Raw genomic sequence first — 17,662 nt, 5'->3', positions numbered from 1 at the left:
GCCCCGGCCCGCCCCCGCAACCGCGCACCCACCCGCGCCGCAGGCAAACCCCGCCACACGCAACGCCGCCACACGCACCCCCGCCGGAGGCGACCTCAGCGCCGCGCAACCCCCTCAGCGCCGCGCAACCCCCTCAGCCCGCGCCGCCGCCGCCACCGCCTTGCTCACGGCGTCAGCGACCCGCGGGTCGAACGGACTGGGAATGACCTCCGCCGCCGACAGGTCGTCACCGACCAGGTCCGCCAGCGCATCCGCCGCCGCGATCTTCATCCCCTCGGTGATCCGGCTCGCCCGCACCTGCAGCGCGCCGGCGAAGATCCCGGGGAAGGCCAGCACATTGTTGATCTGGTTGGGGAAGTCGCTCCGCCCGGTGGCCACCACCGCCGCGTAGCGGTGCGCCACCTCCGGGTGCACCTCCGGGTTGGGATTGGCCATCGCGAAGATGAAGCAGTCCTTGGCCATCGTCGCGACGGCCTCCTCCGGCACCGTCCCGCCCGAGACGCCGATGAACACATCGGCCCCGGACAGCACCTCCACCAGCGACCCGCTCAGCCCGCCGCGGTTGGTGAGCTCCGCGATCTCCCGCTTCACGTCGGTCAGGTCGGAGCGCCCGACATGCACGGCGCCCTGCCGGTCGCACAGCACCACGTCACCGATACCGGCGCCGACCAGGATCTTGGCGATGGCGATGCCCGCCGCCCCCGCGCCGGAGATCACCGCGCGCAGGTCCCCCAGCCCGCGGCCGGTCAGCTTCGCCGCGTTCCGCAGTGCCGCCAGCGTGACCACGGCCGTGCCGTGCTGGTCGTCGTGGAAGATCGGGATGTCCAGGGCCTCCTGCAGCCGCCGCTCGATCTCGAAGCAGCGCGGCGCGGAGATGTCCTCCAGGTTGACCCCGCCGAATGACGGCGCCAGCCGGATCACCGTCTCGACGATCTCATCGGTGTCCTTGGTGTCCAAGGCGATCGGGACCGCGTCGACCCCGCCGAACTGCTTGAACAGGATCGCCTTGCCCTCCATCACCGGCAGCGACGCCTCGGGACCGATGTCCCCGAGCCCCAGCACCGCGGTCCCGTCGGTGACGACGGCGACCACATTGGACTTCCAGGTGTAGTCGTTGACCAGGTCCGGCTGCTCGGCGATGGCCGTGCAGACCCGGGCCACCCCCGGCGTGTAGGCGAGGGAGAGGTCGTCCGCGTTGCGCACCGGCACAGTCGCACTGATCTCCATCTTCCCGCCGCGATGCAGCGCGAAGGCGGGGTCGATCGGCTCCAGCCTTTCGGGGGCCTCTGGCCCCTTGTCCTGCTCGTCCAGGGGGCGGGGATTGATGATCTCGGCTGCCACGATGACCTCTTCGTCGTCGTACGGGGAGGTCGGCTCGGTCGCCGCGCGCACAGCTGGCGGGCCGCCGGCCTCCATGAGGGTTGGGTTGGAACGGCAATCGGGGTGGAACGGCAATCAGGGTGACGGCAGAGCGTCCGGTCGGTGCCTTCCGACACTAGCCGGACCGCCATCGCCACACCTTTGTCTTTTCGTCCGCGCAACCGGGCCGGCAACGGCCGTCCCCTCGTTCGATCCGCCCGCACAGGCGGCATGACTGCGGCATGACTACGGCATGACTGCACTCGAACGAGGTACCAGGAACTCAGCGAACACGGAAGAAGGAACCGGCCAAAGCGACGAAGCGCTGCGGCTCCGGAGCCTGCGTCGTCGGCTTCCGGTCCTCGCGCCTCCCGGATCGGTCCCGATCCGGTGGCCTGTTCCTGCAACGGGGGTCACCCGTTATGCGATTTTGACACAGGTAGTGACCCGAATGGCAGCCCGGAAGTGGCAAGATTCGATCTCATTCACTGCTCGCGGCGCCGCATAACGGTGTGCATACCGCTGTGACGACTGCTCGTCCCTCTCCCCACTGGAGGAACCCTCATGGCCAGCTCCGCCCGCCGCTCCAGCTCCATAGGCAAGCGCATCATCGCGACCGGCGCCGTAGTCGCAGCAGGCTCCGTACTGCTGACCGCCTGCGGTAGCTCCAAGATCAACGGCAACTCCGGCGCGGCTCCCAACGCCTCCCAGACCGTCAACGCGGCCGGCCCCGACGCCGCCCTGGTGGCCATGGTCCCCGCCGACCTCAAGGCCAAGGGCACCCTCACGGTGGCCACCGACTCGACCTACGCGCCCGACGAGTTCAAGGACGCCGGCGGCAAGGTCGTCGGCATGGACGTCGACATGGGCAACGCCATCCTGGCCAAACTGGGCCTCAAGGCCGACTGGCAGAGCGCCGGATTCGACAGCATCCTCGGCGGCATCACTGCCAAGAAGTACGACCTCAGCCTCTCCTCCTTCACCGACACCCAGGCCCGCGAGAAGCAGGTCGACCTGGTCCACTACTTCACCGCCGGTGAGGCCGTGGCCGTGCTGACCGGCAACCCGGACAAGATCGGCACCACCGCCGCCGACCTCTGCGGCTTCAAGGTCGCCGTCCAGTCCGGCACCACCGAGGCCGACGAGATCAAGAACACCATCAACCCGGCCTGCACCAAGGCCGGCAAGAAGACCGTCCCCAACAACGGCGACCAGTTCGAGGCCCAGACCGACGCCACCACCGCGCTGACCTCCAAGCGCGACCAGGCGATGATGGCCGACTCCCCGGTCATCGACTACGCGGTCAAGCAGAGCAACGGCGCGATCCAGAAGCTGGGCGACAACTACAACGTCGCCCCCTACGGCATCGTCGTGCCCAAGGGCAGCGCTCTCGGTCCGGCCATCCAGGGCGCCATCAAGGACCTGATCAAGGACGGCACCTACGGGCAGATCCTCAACAAGTGGGGTGTCGACTCCGGCGCGCTGACCGCCGACCAGATCACCCTCAACGGCGCCACCAGCTGACCGGCCGGGCCACAGGCAACGGGTAAGAGAACGAGAGCGCTGACGTGACCACTCCTCAGGACACCACTCCTGGGGTGCCGCCGACCAAGGAACGGCCCGAGGACATTCGGGCCGTTCCGGTCAGGCACCCCGGACGCTGGGTCGCCATCGCCTGCATCGCCGTGCTCGCGGCCATGTTCCTGCATGCGATGATCACCAATTCGGTCCTGCACTGGGACGTCGTGGGACAGGTCTTCACCTATCCCACGGTGATCCAGGGCATGGAGAAGACACTGCTGCTGACGCTGTGCGCGATGGTGCTCGGCATCGTCGGCGGCGTCCTGCTCGCGGTGATGCGGCTGTCCCGCAACCCCGTGCTCAGCGGAGTCTCCTGGCTCTACATCTGGGTGTTCCGGGGCACGCCCGTGCTGGTCCAGCTGTTCTTCTGGAACTTCATGGGCGCGATCTTCCCCAAGGTCGGCCTCGGCATCCCGTTCGGGCCGACCTGGGTCTCCTGGAACTACAACGACCTGGTTCCGCTGTTCATGGTCTGCGTGCTGGGCCTGGGCCTGAACGAGGCCGCCTACTTCGCGGAGATCGTCCGGGCCGGCATCCTCTCCGTGGACGAGGGCCAGGCCGAGGCCGCCGCGTCGCTGGGGCTGACCCACGCGCAGACCCTGCGCCGGATCGTGCTGCCGCAGGCCATGCGGGTGATCATCCCGCCGGCCGGCAACGAGACCATCTCGATGCTCAAGACGACCTCGCTGGTCAGCGCGATCGCCTTCGAGGAGCTGACCCGCGCCGGACAGGACATCGGCGCCCGCACCCTCTACATCATCCCGTCGCTGATCGCGGTCAGCCTCTGGTACCTGCTGTTCACCTCGATCCTGTCGGTCGGTCAGTTCTACATCGAGCGCCACTACGGCCGCGGCACCAACCGCGCACTGCCGGCCACGCCCTGGCAGAAGGTCAAGAGCAATGTGCTGACCCTCAGACTGCGCAGCACCGGCAACACCGGCGGCACCATCGGAGGCTCCCTGTGACCACGACCCTCCACCCCATGGTCCGCGCCGAACAGGTGCACAAGTCCTACGGCCAACTGGAGGTCCTCAAGGGCATCGACCTGGAGGTCCAGCCCGGTGAGGTGTTCTGCCTGGTCGGCCCGTCCGGCTCGGGCAAGTCCACCTTCCTGCGCTGCATCAACCACCTGGAGCAGATCAACGCCGGCCGGCTCTACGTCGACGGCGACCTGATGGGCTACCGGGAGCGGAACGGCAAGCTCTACGAGCTCAAGGACCGCGAGGTCGCGCTCAAGCGGCGCGACATCGGCATGGTGTTCCAGCGCTTCAACCTGTTCCCGCACCTCACCGCGATCGAGAACGTGATGGAGGCGCCGGTCCGGGTCAAGGGCGAGTCGAAGCAGGCGGCCAGGGAGCGGGCCGAGGCCCGGCTGGCCCAGGTCGGCCTGGCCGACAAGGCGGCCAGCTATCCCTCGCAGCTCTCCGGCGGCCAGCAGCAGCGTGTGGCCATCGCCCGCGCCCTGGCCATGGAGCCCAAGCTGATGCTCTTCGACGAGCCCACCTCGGCGCTCGACCCCGAACTGGTGGGCGACGTCCTGGACTGCATGCGGGAGCTGGCCGAACAGGGCATGACGATGATCGTGGTCACCCATGAGATGGGTTTCGCCCGCGAGGTCGGCGACGCCCTGGTCTTCATGGACGGCGGCGTCGTGGTCGAATCCGGCCACCCCCGCGAGGTCCTGACCAACCCCCAGCACGAGCGCACCCGCGCGTTCCTCTCGAAAGTCCTGTGAGTACGCTCGGTCCGAACCTCGCGGCCCCGGCTGCAGTCCCTCCACAGTGGGGACTGCAGCCGGGGCCGCGATGCTGCCGTTCGTGGACGGCACCATTCGTAATAGGCTGATCCGGAGCACAGCCATTACTACCGAGGAGCGACACCGTGGAGCTCGCCTCCTACGCAGAGCTGGCCGTACGGCTGGTCAACACCGAGGAGCCCGGTCGCGGCAGGGACGGACTCACCACGGTGGAGGCCGTGCGGCGGTTGTTCAGCGGCAGCAGCAGGGGCGGACGGCTCGCCGACGAGGGGGACCTGCCCAAACTGCGGGCGGTACGGCTGCGGCTGCGGGCGGTCTTCGAGTCGGCGGCCGAGGGCGACGAGACCAGGGCCGTGGACCTGCTCAACGAACTGCTCACCGAGTACCCGGTCAGCCCGGTGGTCTCCGGGCACGGGTTCCTCGGCGAGAACGGCAGGCCGCAGTGGCACATGCACCTCGCCGAGAACGCCGGCACCGCCACCGCGCTGTTCGCCACCGGCGCGAGCATGGGGCTGGCCGTCCACCTCACCCAGCACGGGGTGGACCGGCTCGGCATCTGCCAGGCGGCGCCGTGCCGCAACGCCTATCTGGACACCTCCACCAACCGCTCGCGCCGCTACTGCTCCGACCGGTGCGCGACCCGCGCGAACGTGGCCGCGTATCGGGCGCGGAAGCGGGAGGCCGCAGCGGGGGCCTAGGGTTTTCCGTCGGTTGTCGGGTGCGGCGTGTGCCTGGCTCGTCGCGCAGTTCCCCGCGCCCCTACGGAGGTGCAACTGACTCACTGCGGTTCAGTTGCAGTCCCCAGGGGCGCGGGGAACTGCGCGCCCAGCCGGCTACGGTCCGCAGCCGAGGATCCCTCAGGCGTCACTGCTGGCCGGCGACACGCCGGAACGCCCCGAACCGCCGGGCCAGTGCATACGGCACCCGGTCCAGCACCCGCTCCAGGGGCCGGGGCGGGGCCAGCCAGGACGGCCTCGGCCCGATCCGGAACAGCACCCGGCCGAGCACCAGCTCGTCCGGCACCGGCCCGAAGTCCCGGCTGTCGCCCTCGACCTGGCTGTTGTCGGACAGCAGCCACCAGCCGCCGCGGCGGCGCTCCGCCGCCCGCTTCACCACGAACAGCTCCTGCCGCAGCGGATGCCGGGCCACCACGATCGCCCCGGCCCTGACCCGTCCGCCGTAACGGCAGAACAGCCGGTCGCCGTGGGCGAGGGTGGGCGCCATCGACGGTCCGTCAACATCGAGCACGCCGAAGCGCCCCGGGGTGAGCCCGCCTTCCGGGGGTTCCTGGGGAAGGGGGGCGGGGAGCGGGTCGTGCTTCTGCTCAGCCATGCCGTTCCGCCGATCCTCACTGTTCGTCCCGCGCCGCGGTGCCCCACTGCTGTCGTCTCGTCTCCATCTTCTCCCACCACGCCGTGAAGTCCACGGCTCGTACGGCTTTTGTCCTAGGACCCGCCCCTGAACGCGATTCGGCGGGCGATCCGGAGTAATCTCGTGCGCGGGAAGACGATCACAGGAAAGGGATCTCCATGTTCTCTCGGCTTTTTGCACCGCGGATCACTGTCCACGCCCACTGCGACCTGCCCTGCGGTGTCTACGACCCCGCCCAGGCCCGCATCGAGGCGGAGTCGGTCAAGGCCACCCAGGAGAAGTACCAGGCCAACGACGACCCGCACTTCCGCGCGCGCGCCATCGTCATCAAGGAGGAGCGCGCCGAGCTGGCCAAGCACCACGTCTCGGTGCTGTGGTCGGACTACTTCAAGGCCCCGCACTTCGAGACGTACCCGCAGCTGCACACCCTGGTCAACGACACCCTGAAGGCGCTCAGCGCCGCCAAGGCGTCGACCGACCCGGCGACCGGCCAGAAGGCTCTGGACCTGATCGCCGAGATCGACCGCATCTTCTGGGAGACGAAGAAGGCCTGACCAGAGGCTGGAGCAGGGGCCGGACGGGACACCCGTCCGGCCCCTGCCGTCGTTCCCGGGTTCAGTCCTCGGCGTGGTCCACCAAAGCCTCCTCGTAGTCGAGTTGACGGATCAGGCGGCGGAGCAGCTCGTCGTCGATGCGGTCGCTGTCCCGCAGCTCGACGAACACGTCGCGCTCGGCGGCGATGGTGGCCTTGCCGAGCCGCCGGTAGACCGCGTCGGCGGAGTCCCCGGTCTCGGCGTCCACCGCCGCGCCCAGGCGTTCCCAGACGCCGTTCTGGCGTCGCTCCAGCACCCGCCGCAGCCGCTGCTCCAGCGCCTCGGGGAGCCGGTTCCGGGGGTCGGTGAGCAATTCGTCCAGCCGGGCCGAGGCCGCCAGCGAGGCGTCGTTCTGGGCCTGCGCCTGGATCAGCACCTCCCGCTGCGGGTTGACCTCCGGCAGCGGCAGCGCGTTGACCAGCTTGGGCAGGGTGAGGCCGTGCAGCAGCAGGGTGCCGATGACCACCACGAAGGTCAGATAGAGGATCAGTTCCCGCGCCGGGAAGGGGCTGCCGTCGTCGACGGTGACCGGGATGGAGAAGGCCACCGCCAGCGAGACCACCCCGCGCATCCCGGCCCAGGCGATGACGAAGGGCCTGGTCCAGTCGGGGATGCCCTCGCGCTCCCGGATCCGGCGGCTGAGCAGCGGCGGCAGGTAGGTGGCCGGCCAGCACCAGACGAACCGGGCCGCGATCACCGACCCGAGCACCAGCAGCGCCCACCCCAGCAGTTCCGCCGAGGAGTAGCCGCGCAGCGCCCGCAGCACCACCGGGAGCTGCAGGCCGATCAGGGCGAAAACCGCTGATTCCAGGATGAAGGCGACCATCTTCCACACCGACTCCTCCTGCAGCCGCAGCGCGAAGTCCACGGTGTGGGCGTGGTGGCCCAGGTAGAGGCCGACCACCACCACCGCGATCACGCCGGAGGCGTGGAACTCCTCGGCGGCCGCGTAGGCGGCGAACGGGACCAGCAGCGAGAAGGTGTTGAGCAGCAGCGGGTCGCGCAGCCGCCGCCGGGCCCACTGCAGCGGCACCATCAGTACCAGCCCGACCGCGGTGCCGCCGATCGCGGCGAGCAGGAACTCCCCGAAGGCCGTCCCCCAGGAGAAGCCCTCGCCGAGGGCAGCGGCGACGGCGACCCGGTAGGCGGTGATCGCGGTGGCGTCGTTGACCAGGCTCTCGCCCTGCAGGATGGTGACGATCCGGGCCGGGAGGCCGACCCGGCGGGCGATCGCGGTGGCGGCGACGGCGTCCGGCGGGGCGACCACCGCGCCGAGCACGAAGGCGGCGGCGACCGGCAGTCCGGGGATCACCGCATAGGCGAGCAGGCCGACGACGACCGTGCTGAACAGCACGAAGCCGATGGAGAGCATCGCGACCGGCCGGACGTTGGCGCGCAGGCTCCGGTAGGAGCTGTCCAGCGCCGAGGTGTAGAGCAGCGGCGGCAGTACCAGCGGCAGCACCAGTCCGGGGTCGAGGGTGTAGGTCGGTACACCGGGGATGTAGGCGGCGGCCAGGCCGACCGCGACCAGCAGCAGCGGGGCCGAGAAGTTCAGCCGCCGGGCCACGCCGGCAACGGCGGCGCTGCCCGCGACGAGCGGCAGCAGGGCGCTGGAGTCCATCGTTGCGTCCTTCGGGAATCGGGCCGGGCGGCGGGAGCTGGCAGGATGGGGCCGGGGAGAGGGGGCGGCAGGTGTTCGAGGGCTACCGCAGGAAACGGAAGCACAGCGATGCCCGGGCGCGCGAACGGCGCGCGGGGGGCGCGGCGCCGCGCTCCCGTACTCTGGTCGGTATGTCAGGAATGCACGGTTGTCCGCACAGCGCCGCCCTGCCCGACCCGGAGCCCGAGGCGCTCGCCGAGACCTGCCCGGAGTGCGTCGCGCTCGGCCAGCACCCGGTACAGCTGCGCAAATGCCTGGTCTGCGGGCACATCGCCTGCTGCGACTCCTCCCCCAGCCGGCATGCCACCGCGCACTTCCACGCCACGGGCCATCCGGTGATGCGCTCCTTCGAGCCGGGCGAGGCCTGGCGCTGGTGCTACGAGGACCGCTCACTCGTCTGAGCGACCGCCCCCCAGGCCGCCCCGCCGACCCTGGCCGAACCCCTGCCGACCCCGGCCCCCTGTGGCCCACCGCCTGCCGTCGTAGGCTGCGGGCATGATCCGTGAAGCACGTCCCGACGACATCCCGCAGATCCTGGCCTTCGTCCGGGAGCTCGCGGAGTACGAGCGGGCCCTGGAGGACGCCAGGGCCACCGAGGGGCAGCTGCGCTCCGCCCTGTTCGGCCCGCACCCGGCCGCCTTCGCCCACATCGCCGAGGACGACGCGACCGGCGAGCCGGTGGGCTTCGCCCTGTGGTTCCTCAACTTCTCGACCTGGAAGGGCGTCCACGGCATCTACCTGGAGGACCTCTACGTCCGGCCGGAGGCCCGCGGCGGCGGCCACGGCAGGGCTCTGCTGGCCACCCTGGCGCGGCTCTGCACCGAGCGCGGCTACGGGCGGCTGGAATGGTCGGTGCTGGACTGGAACGAGCCCTCGATCGGCTTCTACAAATCCCTCGGCGCCGTCCCCATGGACGAGTGGACGGTGTTCCGGCTGACCGGTGCGCCTTTGGCCGCGCTGGGCGCTCCACGGAATTGAGCGGGCACGCGGCACCATTCCCCACCCGCACTGCCACGCTTCGCACCTGACGAACTACCATGAGTCATCCGAAGGGCCCAGCGGGCGAATGCGGCTCCCGCACCGGGCTTGTCGAGCAGCCCGGTCCCCGGGCAGGCGACATCGCACCGAGGATCGCGATAGCGTCACCTCCCGGGCGGAATACGCCCGCACGAGCAGCACTTGCTGAGAACAACCGCTCGGCGGCGGTGTCCGCCGCGGCGGCGCAACACCAACGGAGGTGAGGGTGTCCCAGATCGACGGCGAGCCCGACGCGAAGGACTTCGTCGAAGTCCGGCTGCCCGCGGCGGGTGCCTACCTCTCGGTCCTGCGAACCGCGACAGCGGGCCTCGCGGCCAGACTCGACTTCACCCTCGACGAGATCGAGGACCTGAGGATCGCGGTCGACGAGGCCTGCGCCATCCTGCTCCAGCAGGCGGTGCCGGGCAGCGTGCTGCGCTGTGTGTTCCGGCTGGTCGGCGACTCGCTGCGGGTGACCGTGTCGGCGCCGACCACCGACGGCCGCGCCCCCGAGCGCGACACCTTCGCCTGGACGGTGCTCTCCGCACTGGCCGGCGAGGTGGAGTCGACCGTGGAGGAGGACCGCACGGTCACCATCAGCCTGCACAAGAAGCGCGGCGCCGGACCGGGCCAGCCGTGAGGGCCCTGCGGGTCTTGAGGGTACGGACAAGTTGATCCCGGAACGGAACAGAACGGGGGATCGCCGTGAGTGATCTGGACCGCAGCAGCGGTGCCGGGCTGCAGTCCGGTACGGGTAGGAGCGCCGGTAAAGCCGTGCTGCCGGCACAGTCGGCGGGCTCGGCGTCAGAGCAGGCGGAGGACAGGGTGTTGGCAGACGATCCCGACCGTCCCGACCAGGTCCCGCCCCCGGTGGTCGGGGAGACGGACGGTCTGGACAAAGCCGAGGCGGAGGCCGAGGTCGACGCCGGTGGCGGGGCCGATGGGGGCGTCGTCGGGGCCGACGGCGACGAGCTCGACCAGGACGCCGCCGAGCTGGTGGCCGACATCGTCGGCGACCTCACCGACACCGCGGCGGACGAGGACGCGGAGCACGCGGCCGCGCCCGAACCGCATGTCTGGGGCGGCGGCCGGCCGGCCCCGCAGCGGCACGGCGCCCCGGACCGCGAGGCGGCGCGGGCGCTGTTCGTCCAGCTCTCGGCGCTGGAGAAGGACTCACCGGAGCGGGTCGAGCTGCGCAACCAGCTGGTCCGGATGCACATCCCGCTGGTGGAGCACCTGGCCCGGCGCTTCCGCAACCGCGGCGAGCCGCTGGACGACCTGACCCAGGTCGCCACCATCGGACTGATCAAGTCGGTGGACCGGTTCGACGTGGACCGCGGGGTGGAGTTCTCCACCTACGCGACGCCCACCATCGTCGGCGAGATCAAGCGCCACTTCCGCGACAAGGGCTGGGCGGTGCGGGTCCCGCGCCGGCTGCAGGAGCTGCGGCTGTCGCTGACCACGGCCACCGGCGAGCTGTCCCAGCAGCACGGCCGCTCCCCCACCGTGCACGAGCTGGCCGAACGCCTCGGCATCACCGAGGAGGAGGTGCTGGAGGGGCTGGAGTCCGCCAACGCCTACAGCACCCTCTCCCTGGACGTCCCGGACACCGACGACGAGTCGCCGGCCGTGGCGGACACCCTGGGCGCGGAGGACGACGCGCTGGAGGGCGTGGAGTACCGCGAGTCGCTCAAGCCGCTGCTGGCCCAGCTGCCGCAGCGGGAGCAGCGGATCCTGGTGCTGCGCTTCTTCCGGAACATGACCCAGTCCCAGATCGCCTCGGAGGTGGGCATCTCGCAGATGCACGTCTCCCGGCTGCTCGCCAGGACGCTGGCCCAGCTGCGCGACAAGCTGCTGCTGGAGGAGTAGGACGGAGCGGGCGGTCCTACTTGCCGTACCCCGCGGGCCACAGCGTCGCCGTGGTCCGCGGGTGCAGCAGCAGCACGACCCCGCCGATGCCGGCCAGGCCGACCAGGATGCCGACCGGGATCTGCAGGCCGCCGTTCTGGAAGGTGAAGTAGGTGACGGCCAGGCAGAGGGTGTCGACCATCACCGCGGGGCTGCGGCCCCAGCGCTTCGCCCGCAGCAGGGCCCGCCCGGCGAACAGCGGCAGCAGGCCGAGCAGCAGCACGATGAACCCGCCGAACTCGGTCAGCCCGACCCCCGTGCGGGTGTGGGTGAACAGGCCCTCGACCATCAGGTAGACGCCATAGGCGGTGAGCAGCACACCCTGGGCCACCGCTATGGCCGCGCCGGCGGTCAGCGTCCAGGGGCGGGCCGCCGGCCCGGCCGGGTCGGCGGTGGAGGCGGTGCGGGCATTCAGCGGGGCGTCGGCAGTCACCTCACCAGGCTAGCCGCCCCGGCAACCGCTCCCCGGCGGGCCCCTCTCCTCGGCTCCCCCTTACGGATGCCCTTCCGCCGCCGCATACCTGCCGGTAGGTAAGCTGACGGTATGCGTGCGCTCCTGGTCGTCAACCCGAAGGCGACCACCACCAGTGGCCGGACCAAGGACGTGCTCGCCCATGCGCTGGCCAGCGACCTGAAACTGGAGGTCGTGGCCACCGAGTACCGGGGCCACGCCCGCGATCTGGCCAGGGACGCCGCCGCCTCCGGCAGTGTGGACCTGGTGGTGTCGCTGGGCGGCGACGGCACCGTGAACGAGGTCGTCAACGGACTGCTCGCGGACGGACCCTCCGAACACCTGCCCAGACTCGCGGTGGTACCCGGCGGCAGCACCAATGTCTTCGCCCGCGCCCTCGGACTGCCCAACGACCCGGTGGAGGCGACCGGGATACTCCTGGACGCCCTCTCCTCCGGACGGGAGCGGACCGTCGGCCTCGGCCGGGCCACCACCGAGGGCCTGCCCGAGCGCTGGTTCACCTTCACCGCCGGCTTCGGCTTCGACGCCGGCGTGGTCGGCCGGGTCGAGCAGCACCGCCGCAGCGGCAAGCGGTCCACCCACGCCCTCTACATCAACCAGGCGGTACGCCACTACTTCGGCGAGCGCGAGCACCGCAGGGCGGGCCCGATCACTCTCCGCATCCCCGGCGCGGAACCGGTCGAGGGGCTGGTGGTGTCCATAGTGGCGAACACCTCGCCCTGGACCTTCCTGGGCAACCGACCGGTCTACGCCTCACCCGAGGCGACGTTCGACACCGATCTGGACCTGTTCGGCATGACGAAGATGTCGCTGCTGCAGACCCTTCGAACGATCCCCCAGCTCCTGGACGGTTCCGGGAAGGGCCCGCGGGGCAAACACGTGGTCGCTTACCACGACCTCCGGGAATTCACCTTGCATTCGCAGGAAACGCTGCCATTTCAGGTCGACGGAGACCACCTTGGAGAGCGGAACCAAGTCAGCTTCTCAGGCGTACGTCGCGCACTGCGTGTGATTGTGTGATCAGAAGGGCCTTGAGCCCTTCTTCTCGAACGCCTGGCCCGCTTCACTCCATAGAAGTACAGGGTGTGACCTAGCAGACACCGACGAATCAAAAATTCCTTCTCGATAGGGGTTGTATCCGGAGTCGAGGTTTGCGAACCTTTACATGGCGATCGGGACGGACCGTTACCGGAGACCCGCCTGATTCGCCCGAATCCACTGCAACGTCGCAGGCATCCGCACGCCGACCCACCCGTTGGCCGCGCACCTGCCACAGGGTTCGTGAAAGCGTTCACATTCACAAGCCACCGATGAGCCGCGGGACATCCCCGTCGGCTGGAGGAGTTGGATCATCATGGACTGGCGCCACCGCGCTGTCTGCCGGGAAGAAGACCCCGAGCTGTTCTTCCCCATCGGCAACACGGGGCCCGCCCTGCTGCAGATCGAGGAAGCGAAGGCCGTCTGCCGTCGCTGCCCGGTCATGGAAAGCTGCCTGCAGTGGGCCCTGGAGACCGGTCAGGACGCCGGCGTCTGGGGTGGAATGAGCGAGGACGAGCGTCGTGCGATGAAGCGTCGCGCCGCCCGCAACCGCGCGCGCACCGCCTGACGCACCGTCCGGCAGAACGCACCACCTGCCTGGGGGACGCAGTACCCGCACCACCGCACCACATCTCGATCAGCATGTGATCAGGTGCCGCAAGGCACTTTCCGAAGCAACGCACTGAACGCGGCGCTCGCCGACCCCGGCGGTTTGATACCGTCGGAGACGAGGGCAGCCGCCCGTGCGATGCACGCGGGCGCAGCCCGCACCCAGAGCCCCTGCCCCGGCCGACTCCCCCCGACGGCCGGAGCAGGCTTGAGAGGCCCTGTCGACCCTCCCCCCCGGTCGACAGGGCCTCGTTCTGCTTCCCGTCCTCCGCGTCCCCGTCACCTCCCGGCCGCCACCTCCCGGCCGCGTCGTCCCGGCCGCTACCTGCTCAACTCCACTGCGCCACAGGGTTTCCCAGCCAACGGGTACCCGCCGGCAGCGCCTCGCCGCGCATCACCAGGGAGGCCGGGCCGACCACCGCGCCGTCCCCCACCCCCGCGCCCAGCAGCACGATGGAGTGCGGTCCCACGGTCGCCCCGGCTCCGACGTCAACGCCGTCCATCCGCATCAGCCGATCGTGGAAGAGATGCGTCTGCAGCACCACGCCCCGGTTGACCGAGCAGCCCTCCCCCAGACGGACCAGGTCGGTCTCCGGCAGCCAGTGGGTCTCGCACCACACCCCCCGCCCGATCCGCGCACCCAGACTGCGCAGCCACGCGGTGAGGAAGGGAGTGCCGAGCAGGGAGCTGCCGAGCCAGGGCATCGCCAGTTCCTCGACGAAGACGTCGAACAGCTCATTGCGCCAGACGAAGGAACTCCACAGCGGCTGCCGCCCGGTCCGGAACCGTCCCAGCAGCAGCCATTTGGCCGCGGTGGTGACCAGGCAGGCGGCCGCCCCGCAGCCCAGCAGCAGCGGGCCCGAGCCGAGCACACAGGCCGTCAGACCGTCCCGGCGCAGCAGCTCCTGCAGTCCGGCCACGGCCAGGTCGCCCAGCAGCACGGTCAGCACCGTCGGGACGAGCCGGCACAGCTCCACCGACGCCCTGGCCAGCACCAGCCGGGACGGCGGCTCGTAGGTGCGGGCCGCGTCCCCGGTCTCGGCGACCCGCGGGATGCCGAAGCCCGGACGGCCCAGCCAGGACGCCCCGGCCGTGACCCGGTCCGCGGGCGGCGCGTCCGAGAGCACGCCCACCAGCGAGTCGTCCGGCAACTCCCGCCCCGGGCCCACGATCCCGGAGTTCCCGACGAAGGAACGCCGCCCGACCCCGGCCGTGCCCAGCCGCAGCCAGCCGCCGCGGATCTGGAACGGGGCCAGCAGGGTGTCGTCGGCCAGGAAGGCGTAGTCGTCGACGCGGATCAGCCCGGGCAGGGCGAGCACGGTCGAGGCCTCCACCCGGCGGCCCACCCTCGCCCCCAGCAGCCGCAGCCAGGCCGGGGTGGCCAGTGAGGCGTAGAGCGGGAACAGCAGCGACCGGGCCGAGCCCATGAGTTGGTGCACCACCCAGACGCTCCAGCCGGTCCGACCGAGCGCCGGGTGCAGGCCCGGGGTGACCGATCGGGAGAGCAGCCGCACCAGTCCGGCCAGCAGCAGGGCGTAGAGGGCCAGGGCGAACAGCGCCAGCGGCACCGAGGAGAGCAGCAGCCGGTCGAACACGCTGTTCCAGCTGGGGTCACGGCCCATCAGCAGATAGAGCACCAGCAGCCCGGGCACGGTCGCGACCAGCGGCAGCAGTTGCAGCAGCGGCAGGGACAGGGCATAGGCGGCGTGCCAGCGGCGGCGGTGTCCCGGGGTGACCGCCGGGGCGGTGACCGGCCAGCCGGTCCAGGCCGACCGCTCGGGGTCCGGGCGCGCCGGTGAGCCGTGCCAGCGGGCGTGGCCGGGGACCGCGCCGGTGACGCAGCTGCCGGGGGCGACCTCCGCACCGGGGCCGACCTCGGCCCCCGGCATCAGCGTGGAACGGGTGCCGACCCTGGCTCCGGGGCCGACGGAGACGGTGCCCAGGTGCAGCCGGTCCCCCTCCAGCCACCATCCGGCGGCGTCCACCTCGGGTTCGAGCGAGCAGCCCGAGCCGAACGCGGCCAGTCCGGTGACCGGCGGCATGGTGTGCAGCGCGACGTCCGCGCCGACCCGGCAGCCGAGCATCCTGGCGTAGCGCCCGGCCAGCGGGGTGCCCAGCACGGAGGCCACATTGAACACGCCGACCAGTCGCTCCGCCGTCCACAGCCGCAGATGCGCAGGGCCGCCGCGCGGATAGCTGCCCGGCCGCAGGCCCCGGGTCAGCAGCCGGGCTCCGACGGCCCCGATCACGGTGCGGCCGAGGGCGCTGGACAGCAGCAGCCAGCCGCCGGCGATCAGCCACCAGGACGTGCGCAGGGTCCACGGCAGCGAGGAGGGCAGCAGATTCTCGGCGGCGGCGAGGGCGAGCACCCAGCGCAGCCCGCCGAGGGTGTGCAGTAGGGCGAGCACGGCGGCCTGGTAGAGGCCGACCAGGCGGAGGCGGGGTGCGGATGCGGCGGGTACGGGAGCGGGTGGGGGTACGGCCGCGGGTTCGGGGGCGGCGGCGCGGTCGGAGACGGGGGCGGGTTCGGAGTGGGCGCCGGTGCTCCGGTCCAGGTGGGCGGCCAGGTCGCCGAGCCGGGGCTGCCGGTAGAGGTCGGCGACGGACAGCCCGGGGTGCCGCTGCCGCAGCAGCGAGACCAGTCGGGCGGCGGCCAGGCTGGTGCCGCCCAGCGCGAAGAAGTCGCTGCCGTGGTCCGGGTCGACGCCGAGCAGGTCGCGCCACTGGCCGGCCAGCCGGGCAGCGGTGCCGTGCAGTTCGGCACCGGTCCCGGATGCGGGTCCGGATCCGGAGACGGATGCGGATCCGGGTCCGGGTCCGGACGGTCGGGGCGGCGGCCAGGGCAGCGCCTTGCGGTCCACCTTGCCCGAGGTCCTGGTCGGCAGTTCGGCCAGCTCCGCCAGCACCGGCACCAGCGCGGCCGGAAGCCGCTGCCGCAGCAGCTGGCGCAGCAGCGTCAGATCCAGCGGGCCGGAGACTGACACATCATCACCGTCCGGGACCAGATAACCGACCAGCAGGTGCCCGCCGCCCGGCGTCTGCTGCACCGCGGCAGCGGCCGCGCGGACTCCGGGGAGCGCCGCCAGCGCCGCGTCGACCTCGCCGAGCTCGATCCGCCGGCCGCCGAGCTTGACCTGCTCGTCGGCGCGGCCGACGAAGGCCAGGCCGTCCCGGTCGGCCCGGACCAGGTCCCCGCTGCGGTAGACCCGGGCGCCGGGCAGGGCGGGGTGCGGCCGGAACTTCTCGGCGTCCTTGGACCGGTCCAGGTAGCGGGCCGTGCCGACCCCGGAGATCAACAGCTCGCCGGTGCCGCCCCAGGGCACCGGATGCCCGGCCGGGTCCACCACCGCGACCTCCCAGCCGTTCAGCGGGGTGCCGATGCGCACCGGCTGTCCGGCCCGCATCCGGGAGGCGCACGCCACCACGGTGGTCTCGGTGGGGCCGTAGGTGTTCCAGAACTCGCGTCCCGGCACGTCCAGCCGCTGCACCAGCTCGGCGGGGCAGGCCTCACCGCCGACGATCAGCAGCCGCACCGCGTCCAGCGCCTCGGCCGGCCAGAGTGCGGCCAGGGTGGGGACGGTGGACACCACCGTGATCCCGCGCCGGACCAGCCACGGGCCGAGTTCGGCCCCGGCCCGGACCAGTGCGCGGGGCGCGGGCACCAGGCAGGCGCCGTGCCGCCAGGCCAGCCACATCTCCTCGCAGGAGGCGTCGAAGGCCACCGAGAGCCCGGCCAGCACCCGGTCCCCTCGTCCCAGCGGGGCGTCCTGGAGGAAGAGTTCGGCCTCGGCATCGACGAAGGCGGCCGCTGAGCGGTGGGTGACGGCGACGCCCTTGGGGCGTCCGGTGGTGCCGGAGGTGAAGATCACCCAGGCGTCGTCGTCCGGGGTCGGCGGGCGCCGCGGCGCCCTCGGCCGGGCCGCGCCGGGACCGTCCGCGAGCTCGCCGTCCGGGCCCAGGACCGCGCGCACCCCGGCGTCCCGCCAGATCAGCTCGGCCCGTTCGTCCGGGTCGTCCACATCCACCGGGACATACGCCGCCCCCGCCCTGAGCACGCCGAGGATCGCCGTGTAGAGCTCCGCCGTGCCGGACGGAACCCGTACGCCCACCCGGTCACCGGGGCCGACCCCGCGGGCGGACAGCCGGGCCGCCGTCGCGTCGGCCGCGTCCCGGAGCGCCCGGTAGACCAGCACGGTGCCGTCCGCGTCCAGGGCCGGAGCCAGCGGCGAGCTCAGCACCGTGGCGTCGAGGACGTCCAGCAAAGTCCGGGCCGGTGCGGCGGGCCCGCCCCGCCCCCC

The 17,662-nt window shown here is 71.5% G+C and carries 16 protein-coding genes; 11 read left to right on the top strand and 5 right to left on the bottom strand.

The features are described 5' to 3' along the window. Positions 1–114: 114 nt before the first annotated feature. On the bottom strand, positions 115–1,341 hold the full coding sequence (locus TR46_RS25615; RefSeq protein ID WP_042405422.1) for an NAD(P)-dependent malic enzyme: 1,227 nt from the start codon (positions 1,339–1,341) through the stop codon (positions 115–117). 582 nt (positions 1,342–1,923) lie between these two features. On the opposite strand from TR46_RS25615, the gene TR46_RS25610 reads away from it, so the two are divergent. From TR46_RS25610 to TR46_RS25595, 4 genes are all read left to right on the top strand, one after another. Further along, a complete protein-coding gene (locus tag TR46_RS25610; RefSeq protein WP_084718916.1) occupies positions 1,924–2,883 on the top strand; it encodes an ABC transporter substrate-binding protein in 960 nt (319 codons plus the stop codon). 44 nt (positions 2,884–2,927) lie between these two features. After that, positions 2,928–3,905, top strand: coding sequence for an amino acid ABC transporter permease (locus tag TR46_RS25605; protein WP_063770672.1), 978 nt, complete (start codon positions 2,928–2,930; stop codon positions 3,903–3,905). A 17-nt stretch (positions 3,906–3,922) separates the two neighbouring features. Next, positions 3,923–4,675 carry an amino acid ABC transporter ATP-binding protein gene (locus TR46_RS25600; RefSeq protein ID WP_042405419.1) on the top strand — a complete coding sequence of 251 codons (753 nt, stop codon included), beginning with the start codon at positions 3,923–3,925 and terminating at the stop codon, positions 4,673–4,675. Positions 4,676–4,821: 146 nt separating this feature from the next. Next, positions 4,822–5,394, top strand: a complete 573-nt coding sequence (locus tag TR46_RS25595) for a CGNR zinc finger domain-containing protein (RefSeq protein ID WP_042405377.1) — start codon at positions 4,822–4,824, stop codon at positions 5,392–5,394. Between the two features lie 166 nt (positions 5,395–5,560). On the opposite strand, the gene sodX is transcribed toward TR46_RS25595, so the two are convergent. Continuing rightward, positions 5,561–6,028 (bottom strand): nickel-type superoxide dismutase maturation protease, encoded by a 468-nt coding sequence (gene sodX, locus TR46_RS25590; RefSeq protein ID WP_052433088.1) that lies wholly within the window; start codon positions 6,026–6,028, stop codon positions 5,561–5,563. 197 nt (positions 6,029–6,225) lie between these two features. Here sodX and sodN point away from each other — a divergent pair, with 197 nt between their 5' ends. After that, the gene (gene sodN / locus TR46_RS25585; protein ID WP_042405375.1) at positions 6,226–6,621 is read left to right on the top strand and encodes a superoxide dismutase, Ni; all 396 of its coding nucleotides are present in this window, start codon (positions 6,226–6,228) and stop codon (positions 6,619–6,621) included. A gap of 61 nt (positions 6,622–6,682) precedes the next feature. Here the strand turns inward: sodN and TR46_RS25580 are convergent, their stop codons facing one another. Continuing rightward, positions 6,683–8,281 (bottom strand): Na+/H+ antiporter, encoded by a 1,599-nt coding sequence (locus TR46_RS25580; protein WP_042405373.1) that lies wholly within the window; start codon positions 8,279–8,281, stop codon positions 6,683–6,685. A gap of 179 nt (positions 8,282–8,460) precedes the next feature. Between TR46_RS25580 and TR46_RS25575 the strand changes: the two genes are divergently transcribed. From TR46_RS25575 to TR46_RS25560, 4 genes are all read left to right on the top strand, one after another. Then, the gene (locus TR46_RS25575) at positions 8,461–8,721 is read left to right on the top strand and encodes a UBP-type zinc finger domain-containing protein (protein WP_042405371.1); all 261 of its coding nucleotides are present in this window, start codon (positions 8,461–8,463) and stop codon (positions 8,719–8,721) included. A 94-nt stretch (positions 8,722–8,815) separates the two neighbouring features. Further along, positions 8,816–9,298 (top strand): GNAT family N-acetyltransferase, encoded by a 483-nt coding sequence (locus TR46_RS25570; protein WP_042405370.1) that lies wholly within the window; start codon positions 8,816–8,818, stop codon positions 9,296–9,298. 265 nt (positions 9,299–9,563) lie between these two features. Next, positions 9,564–9,977: an ATP-binding protein gene (locus TR46_RS25565; RefSeq protein ID WP_030257444.1), complete on the top strand. Its 414-nt coding sequence runs from the start codon at positions 9,564–9,566 to the stop codon at positions 9,975–9,977. Positions 9,978–10,165: 188 nt separating this feature from the next. Then, a complete protein-coding gene (locus TR46_RS25560) occupies positions 10,166–11,206 on the top strand; it encodes an RNA polymerase sigma factor SigF (protein ID WP_236655498.1) in 1,041 nt (346 codons plus the stop codon). Positions 11,207–11,222: 16 nt separating this feature from the next. Here TR46_RS25560 and TR46_RS25555 read toward each other — a convergent pair whose 3' ends face one another. After that, positions 11,223–11,678 (bottom strand): hypothetical protein, encoded by a 456-nt coding sequence (locus TR46_RS25555; RefSeq protein ID WP_052433087.1) that lies wholly within the window; start codon positions 11,676–11,678, stop codon positions 11,223–11,225. A 111-nt stretch (positions 11,679–11,789) separates the two neighbouring features. Here TR46_RS25555 and TR46_RS25550 point away from each other — a divergent pair, with 111 nt between their 5' ends. Next, positions 11,790–12,737, top strand: a complete 948-nt coding sequence (locus tag TR46_RS25550) for a diacylglycerol/lipid kinase family protein (protein ID WP_042405367.1) — start codon at positions 11,790–11,792, stop codon at positions 12,735–12,737. Between the two features lie 334 nt (positions 12,738–13,071). Continuing rightward, a complete protein-coding gene (locus tag TR46_RS25545; RefSeq protein WP_030257455.1) occupies positions 13,072–13,323 on the top strand; it encodes a WhiB family transcriptional regulator in 252 nt (83 codons plus the stop codon). Between the two features lie 370 nt (positions 13,324–13,693). Here the strand turns inward: TR46_RS25545 and TR46_RS25540 are convergent, their stop codons facing one another. Continuing rightward, positions 13,694–17,626: a Pls/PosA family non-ribosomal peptide synthetase gene (locus TR46_RS25540; RefSeq protein ID WP_236655497.1), complete on the bottom strand. Its 3,933-nt coding sequence runs from the start codon at positions 17,624–17,626 to the stop codon at positions 13,694–13,696. Positions 17,627–17,662 lie beyond the last annotated feature (36 nt).

Origin of the sequence: Streptacidiphilus carbonis, from assembly GCF_000787775.1 — a bacterium.
Lineage (GTDB): Bacteria > Actinomycetota > Actinomycetes > Streptomycetales > Streptomycetaceae > Streptacidiphilus > Streptacidiphilus carbonis.
Note: the sequence above shows the minus strand (reverse complement) of the source record. Positions and strands in the feature narration are given on the sequence as shown.

Coding starts and splice junctions, on each gene's coding strand:
- TR46_RS25570 (WP_042405370.1), top strand. CDS start 8,816: ATGATCCGTGAAGCACGTCCCGACGACATCCCGCAGATCCTGGCCTTC.
- sodX (WP_052433088.1), bottom strand. CDS start 6,028: ATGGCTGAGCAGAAGCACGACCCGCTCCCCGCCCCCCTTCCCCAGGAA.
- sodN (WP_042405375.1), top strand. CDS start 6,226: ATGTTCTCTCGGCTTTTTGCACCGCGGATCACTGTCCACGCCCACTGC.
- TR46_RS25610 (WP_084718916.1), top strand. CDS start 1,924: ATGGCCAGCTCCGCCCGCCGCTCCAGCTCCATAGGCAAGCGCATCATC.
- TR46_RS25550 (WP_042405367.1), top strand. CDS start 11,790: ATGCGTGCGCTCCTGGTCGTCAACCCGAAGGCGACCACCACCAGTGGC.
- TR46_RS25545 (WP_030257455.1), top strand. CDS start 13,072: ATGGACTGGCGCCACCGCGCTGTCTGCCGGGAAGAAGACCCCGAGCTG.
- TR46_RS25575 (WP_042405371.1), top strand. CDS start 8,461: ATGCACGGTTGTCCGCACAGCGCCGCCCTGCCCGACCCGGAGCCCGAG.
- TR46_RS25580 (WP_042405373.1), bottom strand. CDS start 8,281: ATGGACTCCAGCGCCCTGCTGCCGCTCGTCGCGGGCAGCGCCGCCGTT.
- TR46_RS25600 (WP_042405419.1), top strand. CDS start 3,923: ATGGTCCGCGCCGAACAGGTGCACAAGTCCTACGGCCAACTGGAGGTC.